General features: G+C 58.6%; 28 protein-coding genes and 1 tRNA gene. 15 read left to right on the forward strand and 14 right to left on the reverse strand.

Features of this window, described 5'->3' with window-relative positions; genetic code table 11:
• Positions 1–113: 113 nt before the first annotated feature.
• Together AWH62_RS14740 and AWH62_RS14745 are read right to left on the reverse strand one after the other, a co-directional pair.
• Positions 114–665, reverse strand: a complete 552-nt coding sequence (locus AWH62_RS14740; protein ID WP_075191272.1) for a hypothetical protein — start codon at positions 663–665, stop codon at positions 114–116.
• Positions 662–1021 carry a PadR family transcriptional regulator gene (locus tag AWH62_RS14745; protein WP_075191273.1) on the reverse strand — a complete coding sequence of 120 codons (360 nt, stop codon included), beginning with the start codon at positions 1019–1021 and terminating at the stop codon, positions 662–664. The genes AWH62_RS14740 and AWH62_RS14745 overlap by 4 nt, the downstream gene beginning before the upstream one ends.
• Positions 1022–1124: 103 nt before the next feature.
• Between AWH62_RS14745 and AWH62_RS14750 the strand changes: the two genes are divergently transcribed.
• Complete coding sequence (locus AWH62_RS14750) at positions 1125–2639, forward strand: serine hydrolase (RefSeq protein ID WP_083635236.1); 1515 nt, start codon at positions 1125–1127, stop codon at positions 2637–2639.
• Positions 2640–2704: 65 nt separating this feature from the next.
• Here AWH62_RS14750 and AWH62_RS14755 read toward each other — a convergent pair whose 3' ends face one another.
• Complete coding sequence (locus tag AWH62_RS14755; protein ID WP_075191275.1) at positions 2705–3286, reverse strand: YceI family protein; 582 nt, start codon at positions 3284–3286, stop codon at positions 2705–2707.
• Positions 3287–3397: 111 nt separating this feature from the next.
• Entirely contained in the window at positions 3398–3973 is a 576-nt protein-coding gene (locus AWH62_RS14760; protein ID WP_075191276.1) for a cob(I)yrinic acid a,c-diamide adenosyltransferase, read from the reverse strand.
• 56 nt (positions 3974–4029) lie between these two features.
• Between AWH62_RS14760 and AWH62_RS14765 the strand changes: the two genes are divergently transcribed.
• The gene (locus AWH62_RS14765; protein WP_075191277.1) at positions 4030–5103 is read left to right on the forward strand and encodes a serine hydrolase; all 1074 of its coding nucleotides are present in this window, start codon (positions 4030–4032) and stop codon (positions 5101–5103) included.
• Positions 5104–5111: 8 nt separating this feature from the next.
• On the opposite strand, the gene AWH62_RS14770 is transcribed toward AWH62_RS14765, so the two are convergent.
• A complete protein-coding gene (locus tag AWH62_RS14770) occupies positions 5112–5318 on the reverse strand; it encodes a twin transmembrane helix small protein (protein WP_075191278.1) in 207 nt (68 codons plus the stop codon).
• Complete coding sequence (locus AWH62_RS14775; RefSeq protein WP_075191279.1) at positions 5318–6367, reverse strand: Rieske 2Fe-2S domain-containing protein; 1050 nt, start codon at positions 6365–6367, stop codon at positions 5318–5320. Before AWH62_RS14775 ends, AWH62_RS14770 begins: the two co-directional genes overlap by 1 nt.
• Positions 6368–6504: 137 nt before the next feature.
• Between AWH62_RS14775 and AWH62_RS14780 the strand changes: the two genes are divergently transcribed.
• Positions 6505–7065: a hypothetical protein gene (locus AWH62_RS14780; protein WP_143743087.1), complete on the forward strand. Its 561-nt coding sequence runs from the start codon at positions 6505–6507 to the stop codon at positions 7063–7065.
• On the opposite strand, the gene gluQRS is transcribed toward AWH62_RS14780, so the two are convergent.
• Positions 7062–7898: a tRNA glutamyl-Q(34) synthetase GluQRS gene (gene gluQRS, locus AWH62_RS14785; RefSeq protein ID WP_075191281.1), complete on the reverse strand. Its 837-nt coding sequence runs from the start codon at positions 7896–7898 to the stop codon at positions 7062–7064. The two genes, AWH62_RS14780 and gluQRS, sit on opposite strands and share 4 nt — an antisense overlap.
• Before the next feature lie 253 nt (positions 7899–8151).
• Between gluQRS and AWH62_RS14795 the strand changes: the two genes are divergently transcribed.
• From AWH62_RS14795 to AWH62_RS14805, 3 genes are all read left to right on the forward strand, one after another.
• Positions 8152–8817 (forward strand): alpha/beta hydrolase, encoded by a 666-nt coding sequence (locus AWH62_RS14795; protein ID WP_075191283.1) that lies wholly within the window; start codon positions 8152–8154, stop codon positions 8815–8817.
• 227 nt (positions 8818–9044) lie between these two features.
• Complete coding sequence (locus AWH62_RS14800; protein WP_075191284.1) at positions 9045–9611, forward strand: HNH endonuclease; 567 nt, start codon at positions 9045–9047, stop codon at positions 9609–9611.
• A gap of 15 nt (positions 9612–9626) precedes the next feature.
• The gene (locus tag AWH62_RS14805; RefSeq protein WP_075191285.1) at positions 9627–10148 is read left to right on the forward strand and encodes a DUF1697 domain-containing protein; all 522 of its coding nucleotides are present in this window, start codon (positions 9627–9629) and stop codon (positions 10146–10148) included.
• On the opposite strand, the gene AWH62_RS14810 is transcribed toward AWH62_RS14805, so the two are convergent.
• The 3 genes from AWH62_RS14810 to AWH62_RS14820 are packed head-to-tail and all read right to left on the reverse strand — an operon-like array spanning position 10145 to position 11938.
• The gene (locus tag AWH62_RS14810; protein WP_075191286.1) at positions 10145–10726 is read right to left on the reverse strand and encodes a demethoxyubiquinone hydroxylase family protein; all 582 of its coding nucleotides are present in this window, start codon (positions 10724–10726) and stop codon (positions 10145–10147) included. The genes AWH62_RS14805 and AWH62_RS14810 overlap by 4 nt on opposite strands.
• Positions 10723–11253 carry a disulfide bond formation protein B gene (locus tag AWH62_RS14815; protein WP_158025644.1) on the reverse strand — a complete coding sequence of 177 codons (531 nt, stop codon included), beginning with the start codon at positions 11251–11253 and terminating at the stop codon, positions 10723–10725. The genes AWH62_RS14810 and AWH62_RS14815 overlap by 4 nt, the downstream gene beginning before the upstream one ends.
• 55 nt (positions 11254–11308) lie before the next feature.
• The gene (locus tag AWH62_RS14820) at positions 11309–11938 is read right to left on the reverse strand and encodes an exopolysaccharide biosynthesis protein (protein ID WP_075191287.1); all 630 of its coding nucleotides are present in this window, start codon (positions 11936–11938) and stop codon (positions 11309–11311) included.
• Positions 11939–12284: 346 nt separating this feature from the next.
• Between AWH62_RS14820 and AWH62_RS14825 the strand changes: the two genes are divergently transcribed.
• The 5 genes from AWH62_RS14825 to AWH62_RS14850 all read left to right on the forward strand — a co-directional run bounded on the left by AWH62_RS14825 (position 12285) and on the right by AWH62_RS14850 (position 17862).
• Positions 12285–13472, forward strand: coding sequence for a phage integrase SAM-like domain-containing protein (locus AWH62_RS14825; RefSeq protein ID WP_075191288.1), 1188 nt, complete (start codon positions 12285–12287; stop codon positions 13470–13472).
• A 73-nt stretch (positions 13473–13545) separates the two neighbouring features.
• A tRNA-Leu gene (locus AWH62_RS14830) sits at positions 13546–13631 on the forward strand.
• A gap of 557 nt (positions 13632–14188) precedes the next feature.
• Entirely contained in the window at positions 14189–14707 is a 519-nt protein-coding gene (locus AWH62_RS14840) for an antirestriction protein ArdA (RefSeq protein ID WP_075191290.1), read from the forward strand.
• Positions 14708–15175: 468 nt separating this feature from the next.
• Positions 15176–16108, forward strand: coding sequence for a hypothetical protein (locus AWH62_RS14845; protein WP_075191291.1), 933 nt, complete (start codon positions 15176–15178; stop codon positions 16106–16108).
• Positions 16105–17862 carry a type IV secretory system conjugative DNA transfer family protein gene (locus AWH62_RS14850; RefSeq protein WP_011644279.1) on the forward strand — a complete coding sequence of 586 codons (1758 nt, stop codon included), beginning with the start codon at positions 16105–16107 and terminating at the stop codon, positions 17860–17862. Before AWH62_RS14845 ends, AWH62_RS14850 begins: the two co-directional genes overlap by 4 nt.
• Before the next feature lie 3 nt (positions 17863–17865).
• Here the strand turns inward: AWH62_RS14850 and AWH62_RS16890 are convergent, their stop codons facing one another.
• The 4 genes from AWH62_RS16890 to AWH62_RS14860 all read right to left on the reverse strand — a co-directional run bounded on the left by AWH62_RS16890 (position 17866) and on the right by AWH62_RS14860 (position 20072).
• Positions 17866–18237, reverse strand: coding sequence for a hypothetical protein (locus AWH62_RS16890; protein WP_011644278.1), 372 nt, complete (start codon positions 18235–18237; stop codon positions 17866–17868).
• Positions 18238–18593: 356 nt separating this feature from the next.
• Entirely contained in the window at positions 18594–18761 is a 168-nt protein-coding gene (locus AWH62_RS17040; protein ID WP_158025645.1) for a hypothetical protein, read from the reverse strand.
• Between the two features lie 66 nt (positions 18762–18827).
• On the reverse strand, positions 18828–19388 hold the full coding sequence (locus AWH62_RS14855; protein ID WP_041636976.1) for a hypothetical protein: 561 nt from the start codon (positions 19386–19388) through the stop codon (positions 18828–18830).
• A 78-nt stretch (positions 19389–19466) separates the two neighbouring features.
• Positions 19467–20072, reverse strand: coding sequence for a site-specific integrase (locus tag AWH62_RS14860; protein ID WP_011644277.1), 606 nt, complete (start codon positions 20070–20072; stop codon positions 19467–19469).
• A gap of 213 nt (positions 20073–20285) precedes the next feature.
• Here AWH62_RS14860 and AWH62_RS16895 point away from each other — a divergent pair, with 213 nt between their 5' ends.
• The 4 genes from AWH62_RS16895 to AWH62_RS14880 are packed head-to-tail and all read left to right on the forward strand — an operon-like array spanning position 20286 to position 26450.
• Positions 20286–20594 carry a hypothetical protein gene (locus AWH62_RS16895; RefSeq protein ID WP_143743088.1) on the forward strand — a complete coding sequence of 103 codons (309 nt, stop codon included), beginning with the start codon at positions 20286–20288 and terminating at the stop codon, positions 20592–20594.
• Positions 20595–20636: 42 nt separating this feature from the next.
• Positions 20637–21950 (forward strand): TolC family protein, encoded by a 1314-nt coding sequence (locus AWH62_RS14870; RefSeq protein WP_011644276.1) that lies wholly within the window; start codon positions 20637–20639, stop codon positions 21948–21950.
• Positions 21947–23326 (forward strand): efflux RND transporter periplasmic adaptor subunit, encoded by a 1380-nt coding sequence (locus AWH62_RS14875; protein ID WP_075191293.1) that lies wholly within the window; start codon positions 21947–21949, stop codon positions 23324–23326. Before AWH62_RS14870 ends, AWH62_RS14875 begins: the two co-directional genes overlap by 4 nt.
• A complete protein-coding gene (locus tag AWH62_RS14880) occupies positions 23310–26450 on the forward strand; it encodes an efflux RND transporter permease subunit (RefSeq protein WP_075191294.1) in 3141 nt (1046 codons plus the stop codon). The genes AWH62_RS14875 and AWH62_RS14880 overlap by 17 nt, the downstream gene beginning before the upstream one ends.
• Positions 26451–26719: the final 269 nt, after the last annotated feature.

Consider the following 26719-nt stretch of genomic DNA (forward strand, 5'->3'; position numbering starts at 1 on the left):
GTCTGCTGCAATTCAACGCAGTGCCGCGCTGTCGGTGTCGGGTAAATTTAGAGTTACGGGTACGTTTTAGCGGCGAGGGGTGGTGCGACGGTCGGGATCCTGTGGCCGGTGCACTAGGGCCGCATCCATCGCGAGACCGGTCCGCGCGGGCTCAGGGCGAGGCGCCACAACCCGTAGATTGCGGTGATCAGGACAGCATTGACGAGGAGCATGACCGGGATGAAGGCGGCGCCCAGCGCTTCGCGCGCGCCGGGCTGGACTTCGTAGGACAGGGTCAGTCCGACCTCATCGGGGTAGAGCCAGAGCCCGACACCTTCAGGATTGAAAATCTCCATCACCGCCATGTGAAAGAAGACCAGCACCATGAGGCCGGTCGCGCCGATCACCATGATGGCAAGATAGTGCACCAAATGCGCGACCGGCTGACGCCAGGCCGGCGGCGGGGCCGGCAGGTCTCCGAAACCGGCAATGGCATCGGCCAGTCGACCGGCTTCGGTCTCGGCGGTGGTCTCGCCCATCGCCTCGCGCATATGGGCGGCGGCCTCGGCCCGGGCTTCGGCCCGTTCGTCCGGGCCGAGGGTCCGGTTGGACCAGTCCAGCCGTTTGAGGAAGCGCCGCCAAAGGGTGCGGGCGGCCTCGGTGACGAGAACGAGATCGGTCGTCATGCGGTGTCTCCCTGGGCATCGAGCACTTCGCCCATCCGTGTCCAGACCGCGCGCATGCGGGCCAACGCCGCGGCGCCGCGGTCGGTAATCGTATAGTATTTGCGGGGTGCGCCGGTCTCTTCGGCAACCCATTCGGCGGTCACCAGCCCGTCCTTTTTCATCCGCGACAAGACCGGATAGACGGTGCCCTCGGCCAGACTTTCAAAGCCGGGCGCGTGCTTGAGGCTGGCCACGATCTGATAGCCATAGGCCCGGCCAGCGCTGACCCGGGCGAGCAACAACATCTCGAAATACCCTTTGCGGGCCTGGGAAATCCAGCGTTCGAGCACGTCGTCATTGTCTGTCTTGCCGACCATTCACGCCTCATGTTTCCGAGTCGTTATCGGTATACCTTGTATTTGGTCATGGCAATATATATAGCAATACATAGTATATGGTTATGGATGGGAAATTGGAACGATGAGACCTCTCACCTTGGTCCGCCTGTTTTGCGGCTTGGCGGCGCTGGCCTGGATCTACGCAGTTGCCACCGATATGCGCGTCTTCACCGGCATTGATCCCGAAGCGTCATCGGCTGAAATGGCGACGCAGCTCGACAGCGTGCTCGATCGGGCCATGCAGGACTACTCGATCGCCGGCGTCGCAGCCGGGGCCTTGCGTGATGGCGAGGTCATCTGGTCGGCCCGCCGGGGCCAGGCGCTTGCCGACGGCACGCCGGTCACGGGGCGGACCGCGTTCAATCTCGGCTCGATTTCCAAACCGGCAACGGTCTGGGCCGTTCTGACGCTGGCGCGGGATGGCCGTATCGAGCTGGATGCGCCGGTCCAGCCCTATCTGACCCGCTTCACCCTGCCCGAGAGTGAGTTCGACGCCAGCGGCGTGACCTTGCGCCGCCTGCTGCAGCATGTCGCCGGTATCAATGTCCACGGCTATGGCGGCTATGGCAGCCACGAAGACCAGCCTGCCGATATTGTCGAGCTGTCACAGACATTCGAGCCGCTTGAAATCGTACGCGAACCGGGCAGCCAGCCGCGTTATTCCGGTGGCGGCTATGTGCTGCTGCAAATGATGATCGAGGATGTGAGCGGGCAGGGGTTTGATGCCTATGTGCGCGAGCATGTCTTTGCGCCCCTGGGCATGGACGATAGCGGTTTCGTCGAAGCGGATCTGCCGGGCCGTTCGGCAGCATTCAATTATTATCGCCGCGAGATCGAGGATTTGCGCGATGTCGCTTCCGCTGCGGCGGGCGTCTACATGTCCGGTGACGACATGGAGCATTTTCTGCTCGCTCACCTGGATGGCGGGGGTGTGCTGTCAGAGACTTGGCTCGACCAAGCGTTCGCGCCGTCCGAAGGAAGCCCCGCGATCGGCATGAGCTATACACGTCTGGAAACGCCGCGCGGCCTGCTGGTCGGACATGGTGGAAACAATTCCAGCTGGAACGCCCGGATCTATATCCGCCCGGAAACCGGCGACGGCTTCTACTTCATGACCAATGCAACATCGGGCGCCCAGCTCGATTTCGACCTCAGCTGCACCTGGTTGTCCGCAGCGCGGGAAATGCCGGTGGATGACGTGTGCGAAGAAGCTCTCGAGTTGACCCGCCAGATCAGCCTGGCAGCCGCGATCACCGGTGTCGTGGCGATCCTGGTCACGTACTGGCTGATTGCGGGCATCGCGGCGGGGCGACGCAAACTCAGCTGGCCGCCGCGCGGACGCGGTCCCTTGCGGCTGACGGGCCGGCTTGTGTTGAGTGCGTTCTTCACTGTCGCGGCCGCCATGTCTGCCTGGCTATTTTACACGAATTCCGTGATGTGGCGCACCGAGGTCATCTTTATCGACGAGATGCCAATCGATGAATTCGAGCATTTGCTTCCGGCGATCCTGGCGGTGCTGACCGGTCTGGCATTGAGCTTCTTCTCCAGCCCGATGCGTCAGGCGGGGCCGGCCGCGCCCGACGTGCGAACCCGCTAATCGACACAGGATGCGGCAGACGCGCCGTGCCGGGCGCGTCTGCCGATCATCGGGTCATAGCTGGGTTATTGCGCCGCCGTCACTTCCGTCGAGATGAACAGGCTGATTTCGTCGGAGACGAAGGGAACGGCGAAGCCCATATCCCATTCCGAGCGCAGCAGCGAACCGGTGGCGGTGAAGCCGAGCTTGGTCGCGCCATCACGGGTCTCGCCGACCTGGTTGAGCGTTACATCCAGGCTGACCGGGTTGGTCATGCCGTTCATCGTCAGATCGCCGGTCATCGTGCCGGTCTCTCCGTCCTCGGTCTCGAAACCCGTTGCGACGAAATGCGCCGTCGGATTGGCCTCGGTCTCGAAGAAGTCGTCGGAATTCAGGTGGCCGATGAACCGCTCTTGATGGGCGCCGACCCAGAAACCGTCGATCAGGTTGAAGGTGATGTCGACGGTCGAGTTGGCCGGAGTTTCAAGGTCGAGCGACAGCGTGCCGTCATAATCGGTGAATTGCAGGCGCTGTGTGGAATAGCCCTGATGGTCCCAGCTGGCTTCGATGAGGGTGTGGGATTTGTCGAACTCGAAATTGACAGGTTCGGCCTGGGCAGCCGTGGCGGTCAGCAGGGCCGCGGAAGCGGCGAGAAGAAGGCGGGTCATGCGGTAACTCCGTATGGACTGAACTGGTGGCACTACACATAGGAGGCTGCGACAATTTGTCGACCGGGCTGACATCAAGTTGATCTTTCCAACGCGGAAACAATCCCGAACTCAGCGATCCTTGCCCGGTACCCAGAGCACATCGGCGCGGCCCTCATCATTGGCGGTCCGGGCCATGACGAAGAGCAGATCGGACAGCCGGTTGAGATATTTCAACACCGCCGGATTGAGCGTCGTTCCATTGGCCACGAGTGCGGAGACCTTGCGCTCGGCGCGGCGGCAGATGGTGCGCGACAGGTGCAGGCGTGCCGCCGCCTCGCTGCCGCCGGGCAGGATGAAGGAGTTGAGCGGCTCCAGCTTGGCATTGAGCGCGTCAATCTCGCCCTCCAGCCAGGTGACCTGTGCATCAGTGACACGAAGCGGCTCCCAGTCCGGCGGCGTGTCGTTTTCGGGCACGCACAGATCGGCACCCAGATCGAACAGGTCGTTCTGGATACGGGCCAGCACTGCGTCGAGGGCAGGCTGCGATCCCAGTGCGGTGCGTGCCAGGCCGATAGAGGAATTGGCTTCGTCGACATCCCCATAGGCGTCGACCCGCGGGTCATGTTTGACTGTCTGCGACATGTCACCCAGCCGGGTGGTCCCGGCATCGCCGGTGCGGGTGTAGATTTTTGTCAGACGAACCATGGGTTTGTCCTTAGCGCCTGTCTGCGGCCCGGGAAAGGGCTGAAAAGGGGAAGATCATGTTCGCTTTTATCGCCGCCGCCGGCCTGCTTTTTGTCCAGCCTGCCGAACTCGACACCATTGCAGCGACCACGTTGGAGGCCTCGGGCGCACCCGGCGTGGCCGTGATGCGGATCATCGGCGACGAGGTTGAAACCGGCACCGCCGGGCTTCGCGCCATCGATAATGAGGCGCCGATCGGGCGCGATGATCTCTGGCATATGGGCTCGAACTCCAAGGCGATGACGGCAACGCTGGTCGCCCGCCTGGTCGAGCAGGGCGTGGTTGGCTGGGACGACACGATCGCCCAGCATCTCGGCGACACTGTGCCGGACATGTACCCGGCCTATCGCGATCTCAACTTCCGGCACCTCTTGTCCCACCGAGCCGGGATCACACCCAATGTCGGCATGGTCGCCATGATCGCGTTCAATCAGCAGGGCGCCAGTGGCGATCCCCTACCGCCGCAGCGGATCGACTATGCGCGCCGGGTTCTGAGCCCGGCTCCGGCCGTCGAGCCAGAGGCGGAATTTCTCTATTCCAATGCCGGCTATGTCGTGGCCGCAGCGATGCTGGAGCAGGTCACCGGCGAGAGCTGGGAGGTGCTGATCACACGCGAGGTCTTCGAGCCGCTGGGGATGACGAGTGCCGGCTTCGGCCCGCCCGGCTCGGCCGACACGATCGACCAGCCGCGCGGACACCGTGGCGGCCTGTTTGGCCGTCAGGCGATGGCGCCCGGGCCGGGGGCCGACAATCCGCCCGTCATGGGGCCCGGCGCCACGGTCCATGTCTCGATGGCGGACCTGGCGCTTTTCCTCCAGGCGCATCTGGCCGGCGCGCGCGGCGAGGTGACGGACTACCTGTCCGCAGAGAGCTGGACCGTCCTGCATACCCCGCCCTTCGGCGGAAACTACGCGATGGGTTGGGGGTTTAACGGCACCCAGCTCCTGCACGCCGGATCGAACACGATGTGGTTTGTCCAGATGGTGATCGAACCGGCCACGGATCGCGGCTACGTGGTCGCCTTCAATGATGGGCGGATCAACGCGCTGCAAGGCCCGGTCGGCGACGCCATCCGCGCCATGGCACAATAACGCCACCCTCAACCGCCGAAATTTTCCTTCACCAGGAAGATCGCGATGATGATCAGCACGGCAGCGAATTGCAGCACCACGCGCAGGCGCATCAGCTTGTTCGAGCGCGAGCGCGCCTTGTCGTCCGAGCGGTACATGTTGAAAACGCCGAAGCCGAGCGTGACCAGGACGGCCAGCATGGCGATGTAGAGCAGGCCTGTGAGGAAGGTATCCATCAGCTTCTCCAGCGCAGTTCCGCTGCGCGTACAGGGTTCTTGAAGGGTTCGCCGGTCTCGCGATGCTTGTCCCAGGCGCGCTTGAGGGCGAAATACCATTTCGCCTGCACGTCGCTGTCATGGATCAGCATCAGCTTGGGATCATAGGCGAGGCCGACCTGCTGGGCGTTAACCGCATCGCGGTCCTGGCCGACAAAGGTCTCGATGCCCTTGCGGATCACCGGGTTGGGCACGATCGATGGCAGCCAGTGATCCCAGTAGACGACGATGGTGATCGCGGTCGAGTTTTCATTGGTTGGCGTGACGGCGGTGAAACCGGTGAAATGCTTGCCGCCGGCCTTCACATATTCGGTGCGCAGGCCGGGCAGCTGGAAGCGGATCTCGGTCTGCGGCTCGCCCATCAGGGAATAGAGATAGGAATTCTTCGACGGCACGTGCGGCAGCATGGAGAAGCCGCGCTCGACGGGTCCGAATTTCTTGGTCTTCTCGTGCACCGACTTGGCCGAGCGCCACCACCATTGGCGGTGAATATAGGGGATGTGGGCCGGGTCCATCAGGCCGATCACCGCATGGTCGACATGGCAGTTGAAGACGTCATGGACGACGAGTTTCGGCTTGTGGCCGTCGGGAATATCCAGCTTGGGCGGGTCGATCCCGGGCGCGGCGTCGACATTGACCTCGTCGGCATACCAGATCCAAATCAGGCCCTGGTCCTCATGCACCGGAAAGCGGCGGACGCGGATCTTGGTCAGGTCCATCGCCTCGGCCTGGTCGGCGGTTAGCGAGGGGATGGCGGCGCACGACCCGTCCGTGCGGAAACGCCAGCCATGATAGGGGCATTCGACCTGGGTCTCGCCATCATGGTTCTGCGCTTCGCCGCCGGACAGGAGAATGCCGCGATGCGGGCAGATATCCTTGAGGGCATAGGCTTTGCCGTCATGGTCGCGGCCGAACAGGATCGGCTGGCCCAGCAACTCGCGATGGAGATGCTGGCCCGGCTTGAGCTCGCTGGCGAGGGCGCCGAAATACCACAGGTCTTTGACAAACATGATCGCCACATAGCGCGTTGCGGCCCGCCTGCCTAGCGGGCGGGCGGCATCACAAGTGCGGCATATGGCCTTGTGAAGGCAGTGACGGCAGGGCTAGTCTGAGGGTCGCAGAGGGGGCGCGTTCGAGGATGACGCGCATGCGCACGAGACGACTGGCAATTTTGTTCCGCCCGGTCCCGGTACTCAGCCTTGCCGCTGTACTGGCCGTGGTTGGCTGTTCGCGCGATCCCGCGCCCCTGCCTGACGAGGCGGGGCTGCCGGCGGCCGCACTGGCCGCGTTCCAGACGCATCTGCGCACGATGAGTGATGGCGATCTCGCCTGCAGCAACGCAGCGATCGAAGCGGCGCCGCGTGTGGTTGGATACATCAATGATGACCGCCAGCCCGACTTCGCCATTGCCACGCAGGACCTGCAATGCCGCAGCGAACTGGGGTCCGCGGTCGCCTATTTCTGTGGCGGGTCGATCTGTGCCTTTCCGGCCCTGATGTCGGACGGCGCCGATTATCAGGTCATCTGGTTGATGTCGGGCAATGAGATCTCCACCCGCACCGATTATCAGGAGGCCCGCTTTGTGGTCCGCCAGGGCGTGTTCGCGGGCAGCGCCGGCAGCCGGGTATCGGTGCGGGAATATGTCTGGCGGGACGGCGCTCTGACCCGCGTTCTCGAGCGGGAGGAGTTGGCGAGGCGGGCGCCCTAATCGCTGAACCGCGCCCGCACTTGGTCCGGAGAAACGCCGCTTTCGCGCAGGGATTTCAGTGTCGCGGACCTGTTGCGTTTGGCAAAACGCTCGCCGGTCTCGTCCAGCAGCAGGCGGTGATGGCGGTAGACCGGGGTCGGCAGGCCGAGCAGGGTCTGAAGCAATACATGCAGCGGTGTCATGGCGCGCAAATCCTCGCCGCGGATGACATGGCTGATGCCCTGCAGCGCGTCATCATGCACCGCGGCGATATGATAGCTGGTCCCGACATCCTTGCGCGCCAGGACGACATCGCCCAGCGGCGCCGGGTCGGCGGTTTGTTCGCCCTTGTCGTCCTCAATGAAACGCATCTCGCCGAAGCGCGCGCCCAGAACATCACGGCAATGGCTCTGCGACAGCCGCCAGGCGAAGGCCTCGCCTGCGTCAACGCGCGCCGCCTCTTCGTCCGCACTCATCGGTTTGAGCGGCCCACGATAGACCTCGCCGACCTCGTGCGGCGCCCGGGCAATATCCTCCATGATTTCCCGCCGTGTCTTGAAACAGCGATAGACGACGCCCAGCCCGCGCAGGCGCTCAAGCACTGCGTCATACTCGGAGAAATGCTCCGACTGCCGCCGCACCGGCTCTTCCCAATCCAGCCCCAGCCAGATCAGATCGTCCAGGATCACCTGCTCGAATTTCCGCTTGCAGCGGACGGTATCGATATCCTCCATCCGCAGGATGAACCGCCCCTCCGCCTCACACGCCGCGCGAAACGCCGTCCAGGCCGAGAAGGCATGGCCGATGTGCAAATGCCCGGTGGGCGAGGGCGCGAAACGGGTGGTGAAAGTCATGGTGGGAGTGAGGCAGAGTCAGGGCGATTTGTCATCCCGGACGGAGGCCTGCGAAAGCAGGTCGCAGATCCGGGACCCATTGGCATCAGCGCGGCAGACATCGAGTGTATAGGTCCCGGATCTCCGCCCCGCTTTTGCGGGGCATGCGTCCGGAATGTCGCGAATATGCAGGAGGCTGCCCACAGCCCACTCCACCCCTTGCCCGCGGCCCCCGCATCCCTCTATCCAGTTGGCTGCGAATACGGAGCCCATCATGACCCGACCCATTGACGGACCGCGCCTCGCGCCGCGCGACGGATCGACGCCGAAAAAACTGGTGATCTTCCTGCATGGCTATGGCTCGAACGGGAAGGATCTGATCGGGCTGGGGCAGCACTGGGCGCGGGATCTGCCGCATGTGCAATGGGTGTCGCCGAATGCGCCGGACCCGGTGCCGGGCGCGCCGGACGGCTATCAATGGTTCCCGATCTCCAATCTCGATCCGCAGCGCATCGAGGCCGGCGCCGCGACCGCCTGGCCCATTGTCGATGCCTTTATCGACCAGGAACTCACCCGTTACGGCCTGACCGAAAATGATCTGGTGCTGTGCGGCTTCTCGCAGGGGACCATGTTGTCGCTCGCGACCGGCCTGCGGCGTGAGCGGCCGATTGCCGGCATTATGGGGTTTTCCGGGGCCTTGCCGGGTGGTGAACGCCTGAAGGAAGAGATGCGCTCCAAACCGCCGATCATGCTGGTGCATGGCGACCAGGACCAGGTCCTGCCGCTGGGCTTCATGTTTGATGCGCTGGAAAACCTGGCCGCCGCCGGTCATGGCGCGCAATGGCATATCTCCCAGGGCCTGCCGCATTCGATCGGTGAAGACGGGCTGGACATCGGCAAGCGTTTCATCGGCAATGCGCTGGCCGGGCGTTACCGCTGAGCCACACTGATAGACCGTCATCGAGGATTCGCGACGCCGTCATAGGACTGACACGCGAACAGGAGTAACTTCCGTTCAAGCGCGGGAAGCGAAATGATTCGTAGAAACGAATCCGCCTCTTGCGTGCGACGGGAGGTGTGCTTTCAGGACGTTCGTCCGGGATACCCACCCCCTCCCGATCTGTCCCGACCGACCGGTAGGGACCGGTCGCAGCGAGGGAGGTCGCCATGCAGGTGCTTGATCGGGCGCCGCAGGGATGGCCCTGTCTGGTCCTGAATGCGGACTATCAGCCTTTGAGCTATTGGCCCTTGTCGACCTGGTCCTGGCAGGAGGCGATCAAGAATGTCTTCCTGGAACGGGTCGCCGTGGTCTCGCATTATGACGAGGTCGTGCATTCGCCCAGTTTCGAGATGCATGTGCCCTCCGTCATCGCCCTGCGCGACTATGTCACCCAGGACCGCACACCGGCCTTCACGCGATACAATGTCTGGCTCCGCGACGGCTTCAAATGTGTGTATTGCGGCAAGCATGGTGTCGACCAGCTGACCTTCGACCATGTCATCCCGCGTCGGGCGGGGGGCAAGACCAGCTGGGAAAACATTGTCGCCGCCTGTGGTCCCTGCAATCTGAAAAAGGGTGGCCGTTCGCCGCGCGAGGCCAGCATGCCGCTGCCGCGTCCGCCGCAACGGCCGTCCATGCATGAGCTGCAGGCCCAGGGCCGCAAATTCCCGCCGAAATTCCTGCACGAAAGCTGGCTGGACTATCTCTACTGGGATATCGAGCTGGAACGCTGATTGTCCGGGAACGCCATGACCACCCACATCGCCCTGCTGCGCGCCGTCAATGTCGGTGGCACCCGCAAACTTCCCATGGCCGAACTCAAATCGATGGCGGTGCGGATCGGGTTTGAAAACCCGCGCACCTATATCGCCTCCGGCAATCTCGTGTTCGAGAGCAATCTGACCACGGCGCAGGCCGGTGAGGCGCTGGAGGCGGCCCTGCAGGACTATGCCGGCAAGCCGGTCGGCGTGATCATGCGGACACCGGACGAGATGCAGGCCGTGTTCGCAGCCAATCCGTTTCCGGACGCGCCGGGCAATCGCTGCGTTGTGCTCTTCCTCGACACCGCTCCGCCGGATGATCTGTCGGACACGCTGAAGCATCAGGCCGGCGAGCGGGTCGCCGCTGGCAAGCGCGAGATCTACATCCATTATGGTGACGGCATGGGCCAGTCGAAACTGGTCGTGCCAGCGGCGAAGACCGGTACCGCCCGCAATATGAACACGGTGGCGAAACTGGTGACGATGGCGGGCGGTGAGGCGAGCGCCTAAATCCGCTCGGACACCTTGATCGCAACCCGGCAGCCGGCTTCGATCGCCTTTGACAGCAGGGCATAGCCCGGCGCCTGTTTGGCGCCTTCCTCGATGGCGAGGTCGCGGTGTTCGAGCTCTTCCTCGCGGAATTTCGTGAACAGGTCGGCCAGCTCGTCCTCGCCCATGGCGCGGAGCTCCTCGATCTGGCCGGCATAATGCTGTTCGATCACGCTTTCGACGGCTTCGGTGCAGGCATGGGCGGCCTTCTCGCCCATCAAGGCGGTGGCGGCGCCGAGTGCATGACCGGCCACATCCCAGATCGGGGCGAGGGCCGTCGGGCGGGTATTGCGCTCGAAGATCAGCCGGTCGAACGTGTCGAGATGGTGCTGTTCATCGGCCTCCATCTCCTCCAGCTGCCGCGCGATGCGGGCCTTGTGGGGCAGGCCTTTGAAGACCGCTCGCTGACCCTGGTAGATCGCCACCGCACCATATTCGCCGGCATGGTCGACCCGGACCATTTCCTCGACACGGCGGGCATTGCGGCGCTTGCCGGGGAGGGGCGGGGTGAAGGTGTCGGCGTCGCGACCGGCTGTCATGATTTCAGACCCTTATAGCCGACCAGAACGGCCAGAACGGCCATGGCGGCGGAGATGATCGCATTGAAACCGGCCATGGAAATACCCAGCAGGGTCCAGGCCGCCTCGTCGCACAGCACGATCGGCCCGCAATCGGTGCCATTGAGGATACACGACAGATCAACTTCGGGAATGCCGCCACTGGTGGTGCAGGTCTCGGGACCGTCCCACCAGCCATACTCGACGCCGGCATGCCAGCCGGCAAAGCCGGCCGAGTAGATCAGGACCGCGGCGATCACGAAGATCATCCAGGGCGCGAATTTGGCCAGCGAGGGACGCAGGATGAGCGCGATGCCGGATACCAGGCCGAGTGCGATCACGGTCATATGGATGTGGCGCTGATCGTAACACAGGGCGCACGGCTCATAGCCGCCGATATATTCAAAGCCCCAAGCGCCCAGCATCAGGGCGAGCGACCCACCGGCCAGCAGGAGCGGCCAGCGTGTCAGCGGGAATTGGGACAGGACCGGGTTCATGAAATGCATCATTGCGGGATCACCTCTCATGCGCACCGCGACCAATGCGCACACAGATTGCCTGCGATCACAGCAGTGACCGGATGAAGTCTTTCAATACATCCGCTGCGGCGCCGCCGAAGAATGAAAACAATGTGATCAGCAGCGCGATCCAGGCAATGCCCAGGACCAGCCCGGCCAGCACCAGAAGACCGTCGCGGGTGAGAAGGCCCAGCGATCCGATCACCAGCGCCACACCGGGGGTCGAGTTGGTCAGCGGCAAGGGGACCAGGATCGAGGCGCAGAACAGCACGAAAACCGCGCCGACAAGGCGTTCGGCGGTGGGTCCGGACAATCCGGTCAGGCGGGGCCGGGCCAGCGCCTCCAGCCAGCCGAACCATTTCCGTCCGCCGCGGGCCATCCGCACGAGGCCGGTCTTTTCGATCCGGCGGGCCTTGAAGCTGGCGGGCAGCCACGGCTCGGGCCGACCCATCGCCATCTGTGCCGACAGCGCCATCATCGGCAGCGCCATCACCTGCGGCACGCCGTACAGGAAGGGAATGCAGACCGGCAGGGCCATGGCAAACAGGATCACACCGAAGGCCTGCTCGCCGAGCGCATCCACGAACTCGCCCAGGCTGAGTCCGTCGTCTGGCGCCGTGTCGGCGATCAGTTCGAGCGTGCCGATCAGGCCGCGTGGCGAAGTCGTGTCGGTCATATGGTCTTCCGTCCCGGATTGGCAGCGAACCTAGCCGCAGCCTGCATGCGGGCCAAGCGGAATGGGTTGTTGACAGGGGCAGGCCGGATGGGCAGCTTGCGCCTCCGAATTTCCCCGCCCCGCACGGCCTGCATGAGCAGGTCCGGACGGCGGACACAGGGCCCCTGTGGCGGAATTGGTAGACGCGACGGATTCAAAAGATTTTGTATTCAAAATTATAGATCCAAAAAACATAATAAAAACAACACATTAACAGCCAAATTCTCAAATCGCATTCCCCAAAAACCCTTACGCATGTGTTACACATAAATTTGCTCAGATACGCAACTTCTGGTATTGTTGCTGTATGACAAATAAGCACACGTTGTTTGGTGGAAAGCTTCACCTCTATAAGCGCGAGAACAGCAAGCTCTGGCAGTGTTCTGCCTATTTGAAGGGCCAAAACCGGCGAAAAAGTACCGGCGAAGAGAGCCTGTCGCTCGCGAAGGAAATCGCCGAGGATTGGTATCTCGGCTTGAGGGGGCGTGCGCGAGACGGTCTCCTTAAAAACGAAAAATCCTTCAAACACGCTGCGGAGCAATTCAGGCGTGAGTATCTGGTCATCACGGAAGGTCAGCGAGCCGAAACGTACGTGACCGGAATGATGAGGAAGCTGGATAACTACATCATCCCCTACTTCGGCACCCGAGGGCTTTCTGAAGTTACCGCTGGGCTCATCCAAGAATACCGAATCCATCGGCAATCATTCTCGGTCAAACGGCACAATCAGAAGAAGGAGCATTCAGGGAAGCGGCCGCATCATAATACAATCCACCAAGAGATTGTCGCGCTGCGCCAAGTTCTCAAAACGGCGGTGCGCCATGGGTGGCTCGATAGATTGCCCGACTTGTCCCAGCCCTATGCGACGAACAAGAAAATTACCCGACGCGCGTGGTTCGCGCCCGACGAGTACAAGCGACTATATGAGGCAACGCGCCGGCGCATTGGTGCCGCGACGCGAAAGAACCACCGCTGGTCGGCAGAGCAGTTGCACGACTACGTGCTGCTCATGGCCAATACCGGTCTCCGGCCAGATGAAATCAAGCGGCTGGAGTATCGGGACGTCGAGATCGTTGAAGACCAAGACACTGAAGAGGTAATTCTACTTATTTCGGTGCGCGGTAAACGAGGCGTTGGGTACTGTAAAAGTATGCCAGGTGCGGTCAGGCCATTTGAGAGACTTCAAAAGCGAAACAACGGCGCACCCACGGAGCTGTTGTTCCCGAAGAGTCATAATGAGCTTTTGAATTCGATCTTGGATGAAGAGGATCTCAAATTCGATCGCGAAGGGCAGCGCCGAACCGCCTACTCTTTGCGCCATACCTACATCTCAATGCGCCTTTCCGAAGGAGCGGACATCTATCAGGTTGCGAAGAATTGCAGGACGAGTGTGGAGATGATCGAGAAGTATTACGCCGCCCATATCGCAAACAGCATTAATGCAGCCGCAGTAAATGTGAGAAAAGTCAAGAAAACGAAAAGCAAAGAAAACTAAATATTGCAATTTATTCTCACTAACATATATTGTTGCCTTCATTTGGAACTAGTGTAAACACGGTCCCACTCGTGCGGGTGTGGCGGAACTGGTAGACGCGCCAGACTCAAAATCTGGTGTCCCTAGGACGTGTCGGTTCGAGTCCGACCACCCGCACCATCATCATTTCACTCAGAAAATTCCGGCGGAAAGAGAACCCTTTCCGCACCAGAGCTGCGCCGTTGGCGCGATGAAAGCTCTGCCTATGGACTCCGAGGTAACGTCGAGAATAGCTTTGAGGCATGCTCAAAGTCTGACGTTCAATCTGCCCCGCTATGGAGTGGATACGTTTCCGACTAGCGAGGGGCGGCGACAGCCGTAGCGGGTAAGAGAAACCTTTGGCCTCAAGGTCATGCGGGTGCGGGCCCGCCGTCCGCATCATCTTCTTTCAAACAGCAATAAGGTCTGGCTCCATTGCCGTAAGCAGATCCGCTCCGTGAATTCGGTCACACCGGCCTTACAATTGGAACCCTGCCGACCCGGCTGAGCTAGGCGCAACGCCTGCGGTGAGGTTTCTTCGCCATGAGCTGCGCTCATTTCCCCGCCCACCCAAGAAACATCGCCTTCAACGTCGCTCCTTTGGAGCGCCTCTAACGAGGTGCGCCGCTCATCCGGTGTCGGCTGCTCGCTCTCCAACAGGCCGTGAATGAACACGGTCTCAAACAGGAGACAGATCAATGACGACCGATTTTGAACCACGAATTTATGTTGCCTGCCTGGCGGCATACAATAATGGCTACCTGCATGGGGCCTGGATCGACGCCACACAGGGCGTGAGCGAGCTGCAGGATCAAGTGAACTCCATGCTAGCCGCATCGCCTATCGCAGGCGCTGAGGAATATGCGATCCACGACTACGAGGATTTCGGTGGTGCCTTCATTAGCGAGTATGCCGGCCTGCCAGACGTGTCCGAGATCGCCTCGTTTCTCGCTGAGCACGGCACGTTAGCAGCTGTCACACTAAAGGACTCGTTCGGTGACCTCTCAGCGGCCCGATCAATGCTTGAGCGCTATGCCGGATGCTACACCTCGGTCGCTGCCTTCGCCGAAGAATGTGCGGAGCAATGGTATGAGATTCCGGAACAGCTTGCGTATTACATCGACTACGAGGCTATGGCTCGTTCGCTTCAGCTTGGTGGTGAGATTGATGTTGTGACTGAGGGGTTTGAGGAGGTCCATATTTTCTGGGGCCAATAGGCCTCTACCTCCTCATAGGTATGGTAGGCCACTAATTAGGTCCCCATGCTTTGATTATGATTAGATTGAGCTATTGGCGCCCGCGTAGCGCCGACAAGAATGCGCGTATTTACGTATCCCGCCGGGACTACAATTCAACCAGCACGTCTGTCTGGCTTGAACAGCAAACGCCCAACGCTAGTCGTCCGGACTGGCGCGTAGTCGTTACCTTGGCGGACAAAGAGGTTTCGCGGCGTCACGATGAAGTCGTTGCCGCTATCACCCAAGAAACCTGCGCCCACCTAGATTTCTATTTGACCAAGCACGGCCAACGAAATGCCAATCGCTTAGGCTGGATTGATTGGGTAGCTATTGCGCGCCGAAACACTCCGTAAGTGCGCAGTGCCATATTCACAATTTTAACTAGATAATATGAGCTAATCTCGGTTAGATGGCGTCCTCACCCATTCCTTCGTGTTGAGGCGTTCCATGGAACTGGTACTTTTTGTTGTGTTTGTAGGCGGAGCCATAACGCTCTTTGTTCATCCGAAAACCAAAAATCACCCAATTATTCTTTGGTTGAAGCGGGCTTGGAAGAAACTCGGCGAGATGATGCCGAGCGAGCCCGAGGCAGTGCCACCAAAGCCGGCACAGCCCGCACCGACGAACGCCGAGCCTGGCAATGTTCCCCGGGTAAAAGCCGAACTCGGGAAGGAGCCGCCCACAAAGGGCGTGCACGTGTTCCCTGAGCCTCGTGACCCAGTGACGCGCTTCGAAGAGTTCAACGCAAAACTATTCCTCTACGAGAACGCCGAGACGCCGCTTTGGAACGGGAGCTTGGACAATGACTTCGGTACGAAGATATCTGGCGATTTTGCCTGGCTGGAAGGTGAGATCAAAAAGCGGCTACGTCCGTCATTCCCGGTTCTCTATGACCCGTTCGGTTTGTGGGCTGCAGCCTCCAAAGAGCTGGAAATGGATCCTCATTTCGCCGATCCGATTGCTAGCGCGTATCTATCGCTTCCGCGGGATATTCGCCCTGTCGTAATCTCAAAGACCGGTGATGCTCCGCGCACCAACGCAACAGCCAAAAAAACACCGGAACCCAAACGTCTTAAACTCTACCGATATGGCTTTGTAGATTATCGTTTCGACCGCAAGTTTCTTGAAGACTATCCGGCTGATCTACTCACTGGCCTTCTGCGGGGGCTATCTGGGCCTGAGGACGAATGGGAGGCGTTTTCGCCGGCCCGGCTTCGCGGTGCCGTGCTTGACGAAAATCGCGAAGAGGAAGCGCACCGGCAAGCTATGGCATCGCATCAACATGCCAATCGGTTTGCTGCTCTTTGGAGTTTACGCGAGGAAGACTCGCGATCGGAAGAGGCTCTGGATGATCAGAGCGAGGTGGAGGCAGCACAATGACTGCCTCCCTTTTCCAGTCGAAGACGAACGTCGAGCAATACGCAGATCTCTGGCGGGATTATTGGCAAACCCGCTGGCACCGAACACCCGATTGGCGTGAAACGCAGCGATTCAACGCGCTACTTGGAGCAAGTGAGGCGCGGTCTGAGGCCTCGCCTCTGGTTTATGACTACCCTCAGGGCAAGCGTCCGTTTCTCGGCGTATTGTCGATGGGTGAGGACGGGGCGCCGTCGCAAGATGCCGGGGTTCTAGAATTTCCTGACGCAGGCCACCTGCTGACGATCGCGCCAACGCGAACCGGCAAAGGTGTCAGCCAGATTATTCCGAACTTGTTGTTCTATGCCGGCAGCGCGTTTGTCATCGATATCAAGGGTGAAAACTACGACATTACCGGCGAGCACCGGGCACAGATGTTTCCCGGAGCCAAGGTGATCAAGTTCTCACCCTTCGAAGAACAAACGGATCGGTATAATCCGCTGGATTTCGTCAGAACTGCCGACAATGGTGGGCCGACGCCAGACACTTTCGAGGACTGTCGGCTGCTCGCGGAAATGCTGCTTCCGAAGACCGGGAAATCGAAAGACGAATACTGGGATCTAGAGGCCCGCAATATCCTCACATCCATCTTGATGTATGTGGTTTGCCGCAATGGTTACGCGTCAGACGCGCGGACGATGCGTTCTGTCGTCGATGTGCTTTATGTCGGTGATGACGAAGAAGATATGACCGGCATCGAACGAGAGTTCGTGACGATGCAGGTCTACGCGGAGAGCATCAATTATCGGCCTCTGCACGCACTCGCGACGGCGTTTTTGGGTCACCACGAAAAGGTGGCCAGTAGCATTCTCTCAACCTGTCGAGCAGGTATGCAGATCTGGTTATCTGATCGGCTGCTGAGCGCGACCGACCGGAGTGATTTTCGCTTCTCCGACCTTAAGAAGTCAATGTGCCGACCGATCGACGAGGGCCCGGCTCCAACGACGATTTATGTGATCATCCCCCCTGAGTATCTCAACGAGTATCGAAGCGTGTTGCGCATGATGACGGGACTTGCTGCGGTCGAGCTGACTCGTGTCGGTGATTGGGTGGAGGAGCCAGGATGGCGGCGGAAGCCACCTTGTTCGGTTTTGTTCCTGCTCGACGAGTTTCCGGCGCTCGGTGAAATGACGCCAATCGCCAATGGGCTTGCGTATTTGGCCGGGTATGGTGTTCAGCTATGGCCATTCGCACAGAGCATTGGGCAACTCAAATCGATTTACGGTGAAGCCTGGCAGAATTTCCCTGCCAATGCGGGGGCGACGTCATTCTTTGGCGTCAACGATCCGGATACTGCGGCTTACGTCGAGCGGCTTTTGGGGGAAACGAGCGAGACCCTTCAGCATTACTATGCCCGCGGGTACTACAATGCGGGATCGATCACCGACCAAACCGGCCAATCGTCCAACACTGGCTCTTCGTCAGGAAGCAATTCATCAAACCAATACTCATCCGGCTTCAGCACGAACCGCTCAGATAACAACTCGAGTGGTACAAGTAGCTCAAGATCGAGGGTCACGAACCTGGAACACGAAGCTGATCGTATCAATCACCGCTACACCAAGTGGAAGATCGCGACAGCGTCGGACGTCCGAGCATTGCCGGAGGAGCTCCAGTTTGTCTTCATCCGAAATCGGCGGCCGATCCTGGCCACGAAGCTACCGCACTATCAGTTTGAGCTTCTGGAAGGCCTCTACAGCACGTGGAAGCGCGGTTGAGGCCTAACGTTCGCGGTCGAAGCTTCTGCCGCGTCTGCGAAAGCCGCGTGCAGGTTTTCCTGCCTCTCGATGTTGAGTGTCACCGATCTCCTTGAGCTCGCGTTCTTTCTGGACCTCTTTCTGGCGCTTACGCGCTGCGATGCGGTCGAAGGTCAGCAGATTGAGTTCTTCAGATTTGGTTTTCTGCTGAGCCGCGCGATACTCGCGGGTTAGTCGGTCTTCCGTTTGTTTGGCTGCGGGGGTCTTCCCCTGAGCAGGATTTTGGCGGTTTGCTTCCATTGCCGCATTGAGATGATTGCGAGCTGTCTTTTCGCGTGTTTGGGCGACCCGGACGAGTTCTTCTAGATCTCTACGTGTGGTGTTTTTGTCAGCCAAAATCGACGCTCCCGTGTGAGCGTCGAAACTGCCATTTAAGCGTTATTCATTCAATGGTGGCAGCAGTACAGGGACTTCGCCGGTGTAGAAAATTTTGTCGTAGTGCATGTAGGTTTGATGTGGCTTAAGCGGCGGCACGCCGTGCTTGCGATAATAATTGCTGAACCAGGAAGGGCTGAACCAAATGCTCTGGCGTTGGCAAAGACGGCGAGCAATTCGGAAGATGGCAAGGCGAAGCCCGGTTAGTTTTGGGTGGGGCTCAAACCATTGCGGTCGCCGCATATCGACGTATGCGAAATCGTCTGTGCCGGGGAGTTCATAGTATCCCCCGTATCGTGTCCCTATATGACCAGTCATTAGCCACCAACCTCGACACCATCGTCGTCAGCCAATGTGGCTTCGGCCTTCACCTCTGCAGAAGCAACGGTCTCAGGCGCCACGCCTCGAGCCTCAAGTTTTTGTAGTGCTCGTGCTTCAGCAGCAGTCATTCCTTCCGGAACGCCAAAGAATTTCAAAAAACCCATATGTCATACATCACCTATAATTGTTTCATCCGTATACGGATATTATTGGTGTTGTGCGTGGGAATTTCAAGTCTTCTCTTTGAAAATCAACTTTCTTTTCGAAAAAAGCCACCGCGCCGCGATGTATTCAAGTGCGCCGACGAAGCCGATATCAACAACAAGCGAAGCCAGCCCGGCAGTTAGATCCGACACCTCTCCGGCGACCAAGCCGACGGCTTCTGTAAGAACATTTAGTGTGTGAGTTCCGAGATTCTGTATCGCGTCCGACGATCCGCCGAGGAGGAGGTATGTGAAGGCAGCGTTTGCTGGTAGGGCAATTAGGGCGTACTCGAGCCACCTGCGCGGCGATGACGCTAAGAAATACCGGTTTAGATCCCCGATCGCTGAATCCCGCCAGCGGCCGGTCTCTTGATGATGCAGCCAGGATCCCTTGAAAAATCGGTACAGATCAAACACTGCCGCTGCCGCGATCATTGCAACAATTTGGCGTTCCGGAAAAAATGCTGCCGCGGCGGTGATCAGGGTGGCGCCCACAACGAGCGTTCGCATCTGAAGGAAAAAGTAATACCCGCGGTACTTTGCGATCAGCTCTTGTGGGGAAAGATCGTTGGAAGAAGCCTCGGCCATGGACGCACCTCGCACTCCGAACTGCAGTTCGGGGTTGAACAGAATGATGCATTTTGTTCAGCGGACAGCCTTCCAGGATTATTCTTGATACGGCGTGCTAACCCACATCTTTCGGGCAAGGTCTCGTTCTTCAGGACCAATTACATCCAAGTAGATTTCGGTTGTTTGTAGTCGAGCGTGCCCCATCCATTTTTTCACTAAGGTGATAGGCACGCCCTGGAGCATCGCGTGGGTCCCAAAGGTATGACGAAGCCCTTTGGGCGTGGCTTGGGGCCCAACGATCTCAGCCGCCGCCATGATTGTTTTGATGTGATTGTAAGCGGACGTTCGACCTATTGGCCAAAGCAAACTTGCGCCGGCGCCAAGGTGCTGAAGGGGCCGCAACCTAAAGCGCTTGTTCACTGCCAAAACGAAACCGCTATCCAAGGGAACTTGCCGCCAAATCCCTCTCGTTCTCTGCTTGAGGGTTTCGACCGCTACTAAATTGGATTCTAGATCAATGTGAGATGCTCGAACTGCAAGCGCTTCGGATATGCGGCATCCAGAAAATGTGAGGAACTCAGCAAGCGTGCGCCAGGGCTCGGCATACTCTCCAGCGACAATGAGAAAACGACGACGTTCGAACGGGGTCAGGTAAAGGCGATTGCCTTCACGATCCAAAAGCGAGCGCGGCGAAAAGCCCAATTATGTCCTTTCGGGAAGTTCCCGGTTGAAAGAGTTAAAATATGTGAACATTATGCATCATTCTGTCTGCGTCACGCAATATTAATATAATCGGTTTCTGTATTTAGTTTTACTGCAAATGTGACGATATTTTATAACACTTGAAGTGATGGTGCTGAAATTTTTCTTTTTATTGTTGTTCATCTGCGATAGGCTCCAAGAATGAATGGAGCCGTGAAACTGTTTTTGGTGCTGATGCTGTTCCTCGCCATGGGTGGCGAGGGCGTTGCTAGTGTTGCGCCTGAACACGACCATCATTCCGACCTCACCATGGTTGAAGAGCCAGCTGAAGCGCCCGACAGAGAGCATGGGAACCATGCGATCCATGGGTGCGGCGTTTGTCACCATATGGTCGACGGCCGTTTGCTCGTAATTGGTGTCGCGGTTAGTTCCTCCGATCAAAAATACTATTTTACGGGCGACCGAATGTCGTCACGGGCTCTTGAGCCGCCATTCCAACCACCGATTGAGAATTCAGTCTGACCACTTTGTCTAACTGAAACTAAAAATCGGAATCTGTATTAAATGAACTCAAAATTTGTCGCCTGGCCAAACTGGCTAGGGCGGAGCGCTGTGGCAGCAATTGTGCTAGCCGGAGTCTCCATTAGCGCTGCTGAGGCCCAAACTGCCTCGTCAGACTCACTAAACCTATCTGGTGCACTAAATCTCGCACTGGAAAACAATCCAATCACCAGCGCAGCTCGCGAGGAAATACGAGCTGCTGAAGCCGAGGCGCTTCAAGCCGGACTTTGGGATAACCCCACTCTTGGAGCAGAAGTAGAGGAGTTTGGGGGCGACCGGGGAGGCCTCGGCGATGCCGATACGACCCTGTCAATCAATCAAACGATCCCACTGGGCGGTGATCGCGGGCGTGCTCGCGAGGCAGCAAGCGCCTGGGCTCTCGCCGCAAGGTCAGATCTGGCACTCCAGCGCACTCGTCTCTTGGCGAGCACAGCGCAGGCGTATGTCGAAGCACAGGCGGCCTCTGAAACTCTGTCATTGCGAATGGAGTTGTTGGAGATAGCCAACAATTCGGCCGATGCGATCCAAGCAAGGGTCGAGGCTGGTCGAGCTTCGCCAATTGAGCGCAACCGTGCGGAAATGCTGGTTGGGTTGGCAACGATTGCGGCAAACGATGCCTCTGGAGCTCAGTTAGCAGCCAATGCGCAACTTGTTGCGATATGGTCCGGAGCCGTGATCAACGGTGAGCTGACGCCACCGCTTCAGGCTTTTGACCTTACCGCCTACTCCGACGCTCAGCCTACGGATTGGATCGCGAACAACCCGGAGCTCGTTCAGCTTAGAGCAGTAACCCGTGCGCGAGGCCAAGAAATCCGCCGAGAGCGCGCGGGAGCAATTCCCGACGTTACCGTAGGCGCAGGTGTGCGACGGTTTGGTGGTACTGACGAAACGGCTTTTGTCGCGACGCTAGAAATCCCTATTCCAGTCGTGAACCGCAATCAGGGCGGCGTGGCTGCGGCTGCCTCGCGAGAAAACGCGGCGCGACTGAACGAAGAGGTCATGAGACGATCACTGATCGCCCAGTACGCTTCGTCCGCAGGTCGTTTCGCACGTGCTCAATCGACTTACACTCAACTCAACGACAGCATCCTTCCTGCCTCGGAAAGCGCGCTTGGAGCCGCTCAAGAGGCGTATCGGGAGGGCGCGCTCGATGTCCTAAATTTCTTGGATATCCAGCGGTCGTATTTCGACGTTCGAGTGGACTTGATCTCTGCTCGCGCCGAGTTGGCGCGTGCGGCAATCGAGCTTGATGCCCTTGCGGGTGCTCCGCAACTCAATCGCCTGGTCGAAACCAACCCAGAGGAGGCAGTACAATGACCAATAACAAAATAAATCTCCTGCTGATTACGGCCAGCGTTCTGGCTCTAGCGGCATGTTCACCTGACAATCAGAGCGAACAAAACCAAAACAGGGAGCAGGCCAGCGCGGCTAGTGATCTGGCATCCGACCGCGGGCACGATGACCACGCTGAGGGTGAGGAACACTCGGACGCCGAGGACCTTGGCGACGAAGACCATGGCGATGATCATTCAGATGATGATGGTCATGAAGAAGGCAGCGACCATGAAGACGGTGCCGATCGAGCTGACGAAAATGATCATGCGGATGAGGACGAGCACAGCGAGAGCGTTGAAGTCCACCTCAACGCAAATCAAATATCTGAACTCGGTATCGTTGTTTCTGCGGTGACGAACGGTGCGGTCGACGGAATATTGGAGTTGCCCGCTGAAGTCGGTTTTGACCAAAACCATTTGGCTCACGTAACGCCCCGCGTATCCGGCATCGTCCGCAGTGTCGCGGTAGCAGAAGGTGATCGGGTTGAGGCTGGCGATGTCCTGGCGGTGCTTAACAGTCGCCCGCTCGCCGACGCGAAAGCGTCTTACCTTTCGGCACGGGCCAGACTGGATCTCGCCGAAAGCTCCTTCGAGCGAGAGGAGCGCTTATGGGAGCGCCAAATTTCAGCTGAACAGGATTTCCTGGACGCCCGACGAGCACTTGAAGAGGCTCGAATAGAGGTTCGAAGCGCCGGGCAGCAGCTTGATGCGCTGGGCGTTGATGTTTCGACTCTTCCTCGAATGGTGGCGTCGTCAGATGTCTCGCTCACACGATACGAGTTGGCCGCTCCGATCTCAGGCACAATTATTGAGCGTCACGCGGTGCTCGGGGAAGTGCTGGAAGAAGGTGCGCAACCGCCCGCGTTTATTGTTGCGGACACTGACTCTGTTTGGGTCGATGCAGCGGTTTATGGCGCTGACCTGGGTCGAATTCGCGCAGGTGCACCGGTCTCAATTGACCCCGGTGATGGCGGTCAGCCAATTGAATCATCAATTGACTTCGTGAGCCCTCAAATCGGCGAACGTACGCGAACCGGTCGCGCTCGAATTGTGATCGATAATCCCGGCGACCGACTGCGGCCCGGCATGTTCGTGACGGTATTTGCTGCGGCTTCTGATGCTCAGCCGACCGTTCGAGTGCCCGTTACAGCGCTGCAAACTGTTGAAGGTGAGACCGTGGTCTTTGTTCGTACATCTGACGGATTTGAGGTGCGTGAGGTCCGACTAGGACGACGATCAGATCGGTACGCAGAAATCCTGTCAGGCGTCAGCCTGGGCGAGATGATCGCGACGACACAATCGTTCTCATTGAAAGCAGAATTACAGAAGGGGGAGTTCGACGATGGACACGCGCACTAATCCTTCACAACAGGCCGGTGGCTTAACCGGTTTGCTTCACCGCATTGCCGGAGGGCGGCTTCTCGCAGCTCTCGCATTTGCTTTCGTTCTGATTGGCGGAATCGTCACATTCAGGACCATGCCAGTAGACGCATTTCCTGATGTCACGCCGACACTCGTGCAGGTGTTCACAGAAACGGAAGGCCTCGCACCGGAAGAAGTCGAGCGGTATGTCACGTTCCCGGTAGAAACGTCCATGAATGGACTACCTCGGCTCCGCGAAGTGAGGTCGACATCAAACTTCGGTTTGTCTGTCGTGAACATCTACTTTGAGGATGGCGTTGATATCTATTGGGCGCGCCAACTCGTTGGTGAACGTCTACAACAAGCTAGGGAAGAGATCCCCGAAGGTTTTGGTGATCCCGGAATGGGACCGATCACCACAGGTCTTGGACAAATTCTCTTCTATTTCCTGCAAACATCGGATGAAAACCTCGACGGCGTTCAGCTGCGTACCTTGCAGGACTGGCAGGTCAAATTCGACCTTCAGACAGTCCGCGGTGTGACAGAAGTTCTGTCTCTTGGTGGGTTCGAACAACAATATCAAATTAATGTTCGACCGGATGCATTGCTCCGATATCAACTAGCGATCGAAGATATTGTTACCGCTGTTGAGTCCAACAATGCCAATGCCGGCGCTCAGTTCCTAATTGAGAACAGTGAGCAATATACCGTTCGAGCCGTTGGCTTAGCTCAAGGCATCCACGATCTTTCCGATATCATTGTGAAGGTCGAAGATGGCGTGCCAGTTCGCGTTCGCGATATCGCAAACATCGATATCGGTGGCGCTCCTCGACAGGGCATGGCGACCATGGACGGGCAGGGTGAAGTTGTTGCTGGCCTCGTGCTGAAGCTGCTCGGTGCAAACACGAATGAAGTGATTGCGCGCGTTCACGATCGGATGGAGAGGATTAATGAAGCTCTCCCGCCCGGTGTGACGGCTGTTCCATACTATGATCAGTCAGAGTTGGTTGGCGCCGCTGTGCGAACGATGACCACAGCTTTGTGGCAAGGCGCACTTCTCGTGGCGGTGATCTTGTTTCTTTTCCTACGAGGATGGCGTCCAAGCCTAATCGTTGTCGCTTCAATTCCGTTTTCTGTCGGTTTTGCACTACTCGCGATGCAGTTTTTTGGCGTCTCAGCAAATCTGATGTCGCTTGGCGGTATCGCTATCGCCATCGGAATGATGGTGGATGGGGCGGTCGTCATTGTAGAAAACGCGAATCGTATCCTGACCGCAGCAAAAGAGAGCGAGGACAAGCGCGCGCTTATTGCGAGTGCCTGTGCGGAAGTGCTGCAACCGCTCATTTTCGCAATCTTGATCGTGGTCGTTGTGTTCGTTCCGATCCTGACCCTTGAAGGGGTCGAAGGCAAAATGTTTCGACCATTAGCGTTTTCTGTTGTCTTCGCTATGGCTGGGTCATTGGTTTTCGCCGTCCTTCTTGCGCCGGCGGCATCAATGCTCGGTCTGAAGGTCGGGGAACGTTCGTCGGGTTTGGATAAGCCCGACTTCTATGAACGGCGATTTGCACCTTTAGTGCGCTTCTTTGTGCACAAGCGATGGGCCGCGCTCGTACTTGCTGCGGCCATGCTCATCGTTGGCGGTGCGATCTTCCCACGATTGGGTTCTGAGTTCACGCCACGCATGAACGAAGGTGATTTGCTGGTACGGCTTACCATGGCTCCGTCAATTTCATTGCCGGAAGCCCGGGAGACTGTGACACGCTTTGAACAGCAATTGCTTTCCAACTTCCCTGAAGTTGAGCGTATCGTTACGCGTATCGGTCGCGGAGAAGTTGGTGCGCACGCAGACCCGGTTAACAGTGCTGAAGCTTTCGTGGCGCTCACACCTCGTGACCAATGGGAGACCGCGGAAACGCAAGCTGCTTTGCTAGCGATGATGAGTGAGAGCTTCGAATCGTTCCCTGGGGCACGTTTCAACTTCACTCAGCCAATTGCGTCGGCTACCGACGAATTGCTGACGGGCACAAAAGCTGATCTAGCGATCAAGCTTTTCGGAGAGGATATGACTGTCCTCGAAGACTACGCTGCTCAGATTGCAGGCGTCATTCGTGACGTTTCCGGATCAGCTGATGTGCAAACAGACCAGGTAACCGGGGCACCCCAGCTCCGGATAACTGTGAACCGTGAAGCGATAAGTCGATTTGGATTGAATGTTGAAGATGTCCTGTCAGTCGTCCGAACGGCGATCGGTGGATCGCAAGCTGGGCAGGTCTTCGAGGGTGTTCGACGGTTTGACATTATCGTTCGCTATCGCGAGCAAGATCGTCTGAATGCCGAGCGCATCAGCCGGATTGTTCTAAATGGTCCGGGGGATGAAATTATACCACTAAGCCAGGTTGCGACGGTCGAGCGGATCGAGGGACCTCGTCAGATCACGCGTGAAAACGGACAGCGGTACATCACTATCCAAACCAATGTCCGCGAACGCGACATCGGTTCGTTTGTGGCAGAAGGGCAAAGTGCCGTAGCTGCGAATATCGAATTGCCGCCTGGCTATTTTGTCGAATGGGGTGGCCAGTTCGAGCTGCAGCAACAAGCAAATGCACGTTTTGCAATCGTGATTCCGGTCACGCTTGGGGTTGTGTTCTTGCTTCTGCTTTTCAGCTTTGGTCGCTTGAAGAGCGCAGTGCTCATCATCGCGAACATTCCGCTCGCTCTCGTTGGAGGTATCGCGGCGCTGTGGCTGACCGGGCAAAACCTGTCCGTCCCAGCTTCTGTGGGCTTCATCGCGCTGTTCGGCATCGCTCTGGGTAATGGCATGGTCTTGGTGTCCTTCCTCGACCGGTTTGCCAAAGAGCGGCTGGATGTCGACGCCTTCAGTGTCGAGGCTGCGGTGCGCCGTGCGCAACCCGTCTTGATGACGGCAACGACCACCGGGCTCGGTTTGATGCCGCTGTTGTTTGCATCCGGTATCGGGTCAGAGGTCCAGCGACCTCTTGCAGCGGTGGTTATCGGCGGTCTGGTCACATCGACCGTCCTGACCCTGTTGGTGTTGCCGGCCGTCTACAAATGGTTCGCACCGCATCCACAAAGTCGTGCTCCCGAACGCCTGCCAACCTAATCGATGGCAGGTCAGGATCTGGTGGGGCAACTCCCTGTTCTCGCAACCACCAGATCCGCCGGCAGCCTCGGGCGTACTGCCCCCCCCCTGTACGGGCGCCCGAGGCTGTTTGCTCGGCATTCGTAAGTCAATCCTCAACGAGGAGACTGAATTGATGAAACAACTCTTCCTCCCCATCGCACTCGTGCTCGTTCTAACTGCGTGTGCGAGTTCATCACCAAGTAATGATGACATCGGAAGCTCCCGCCTCGCGGATCCGCAATATGCCT

This window comes from Maricaulis sp. W15, assembly GCF_001924955.1.
In the GTDB taxonomy this organism is placed as follows: Bacteria; Pseudomonadota; Alphaproteobacteria; order Caulobacterales; family Maricaulaceae; genus Maricaulis; species Maricaulis maris.

Coding starts and splice junctions, on each gene's coding strand:
- AWH62_RS14845 (WP_075191291.1), top strand. CDS start 15,176: ATGGAACTGGTACTTTTTGTTGTGTTTGTAGGCGGAGCCATAACGCTC.
- AWH62_RS14760 (WP_075191276.1), bottom strand. CDS start 3,973: ATGGTTCGTCTGACAAAAATCTACACCCGCACCGGCGATGCCGGGACC.
- AWH62_RS14870 (WP_011644276.1), top strand. CDS start 20,637: ATGAACTCAAAATTTGTCGCCTGGCCAAACTGGCTAGGGCGGAGCGCT.
- AWH62_RS14745 (WP_075191273.1), bottom strand. CDS start 1,021: ATGGTCGGCAAGACAGACAATGACGACGTGCTCGAACGCTGGATTTCC.
- AWH62_RS14880 (WP_075191294.1), top strand. CDS start 23,310: ATGGACACGCGCACTAATCCTTCACAACAGGCCGGTGGCTTAACCGGT.
- AWH62_RS14840 (WP_075191290.1), top strand. CDS start 14,189: ATGACGACCGATTTTGAACCACGAATTTATGTTGCCTGCCTGGCGGCA.
- AWH62_RS14740 (WP_075191272.1), bottom strand. CDS start 665: ATGACGACCGATCTCGTTCTCGTCACCGAGGCCGCCCGCACCCTTTGG.
- AWH62_RS14800 (WP_075191284.1), top strand. CDS start 9,045: ATGCAGGTGCTTGATCGGGCGCCGCAGGGATGGCCCTGTCTGGTCCTG.
- AWH62_RS14750 (WP_083635236.1), top strand. CDS start 1,125: ATGAGACCTCTCACCTTGGTCCGCCTGTTTTGCGGCTTGGCGGCGCTG.
- AWH62_RS14805 (WP_075191285.1), top strand. CDS start 9,627: ATGACCACCCACATCGCCCTGCTGCGCGCCGTCAATGTCGGTGGCACC.
- AWH62_RS14850 (WP_011644279.1), top strand. CDS start 16,105: ATGACTGCCTCCCTTTTCCAGTCGAAGACGAACGTCGAGCAATACGCA.
- AWH62_RS14875 (WP_075191293.1), top strand. CDS start 21,947: ATGACCAATAACAAAATAAATCTCCTGCTGATTACGGCCAGCGTTCTG.
- AWH62_RS14825 (WP_075191288.1), top strand. CDS start 12,285: ATGACAAATAAGCACACGTTGTTTGGTGGAAAGCTTCACCTCTATAAG.
- AWH62_RS14770 (WP_075191278.1), bottom strand. CDS start 5,318: ATGGATACCTTCCTCACAGGCCTGCTCTACATCGCCATGCTGGCCGTC.
- AWH62_RS14780 (WP_143743087.1), top strand. CDS start 6,505: ATGCGCACGAGACGACTGGCAATTTTGTTCCGCCCGGTCCCGGTACTC.
- AWH62_RS14765 (WP_075191277.1), top strand. CDS start 4,030: ATGTTCGCTTTTATCGCCGCCGCCGGCCTGCTTTTTGTCCAGCCTGCC.
- AWH62_RS14810 (WP_075191286.1), bottom strand. CDS start 10,726: ATGACAGCCGGTCGCGACGCCGACACCTTCACCCCGCCCCTCCCCGGC.
- AWH62_RS14815 (WP_158025644.1), bottom strand. CDS start 11,253: ATGATGCATTTCATGAACCCGGTCCTGTCCCAATTCCCGCTGACACGC.
- AWH62_RS17040 (WP_158025645.1), bottom strand. CDS start 18,761: ATGGGTTTTTTGAAATTCTTTGGCGTTCCGGAAGGAATGACTGCTGCT.
- AWH62_RS14755 (WP_075191275.1), bottom strand. CDS start 3,286: ATGACCCGCCTTCTTCTCGCCGCTTCCGCGGCCCTGCTGACCGCCACG.
- AWH62_RS14820 (WP_075191287.1), bottom strand. CDS start 11,938: ATGACCGACACGACTTCGCCACGCGGCCTGATCGGCACGCTCGAACTG.
- AWH62_RS14795 (WP_075191283.1), top strand. CDS start 8,152: ATGACCCGACCCATTGACGGACCGCGCCTCGCGCCGCGCGACGGATCG.
- AWH62_RS14855 (WP_041636976.1), bottom strand. CDS start 19,388: ATGGCCGAGGCTTCTTCCAACGATCTTTCCCCACAAGAGCTGATCGCA.
- AWH62_RS14775 (WP_075191279.1), bottom strand. CDS start 6,367: ATGTTTGTCAAAGACCTGTGGTATTTCGGCGCCCTCGCCAGCGAGCTC.
- gluQRS (WP_075191281.1), bottom strand. CDS start 7,898: ATGACTTTCACCACCCGTTTCGCGCCCTCGCCCACCGGGCATTTGCAC.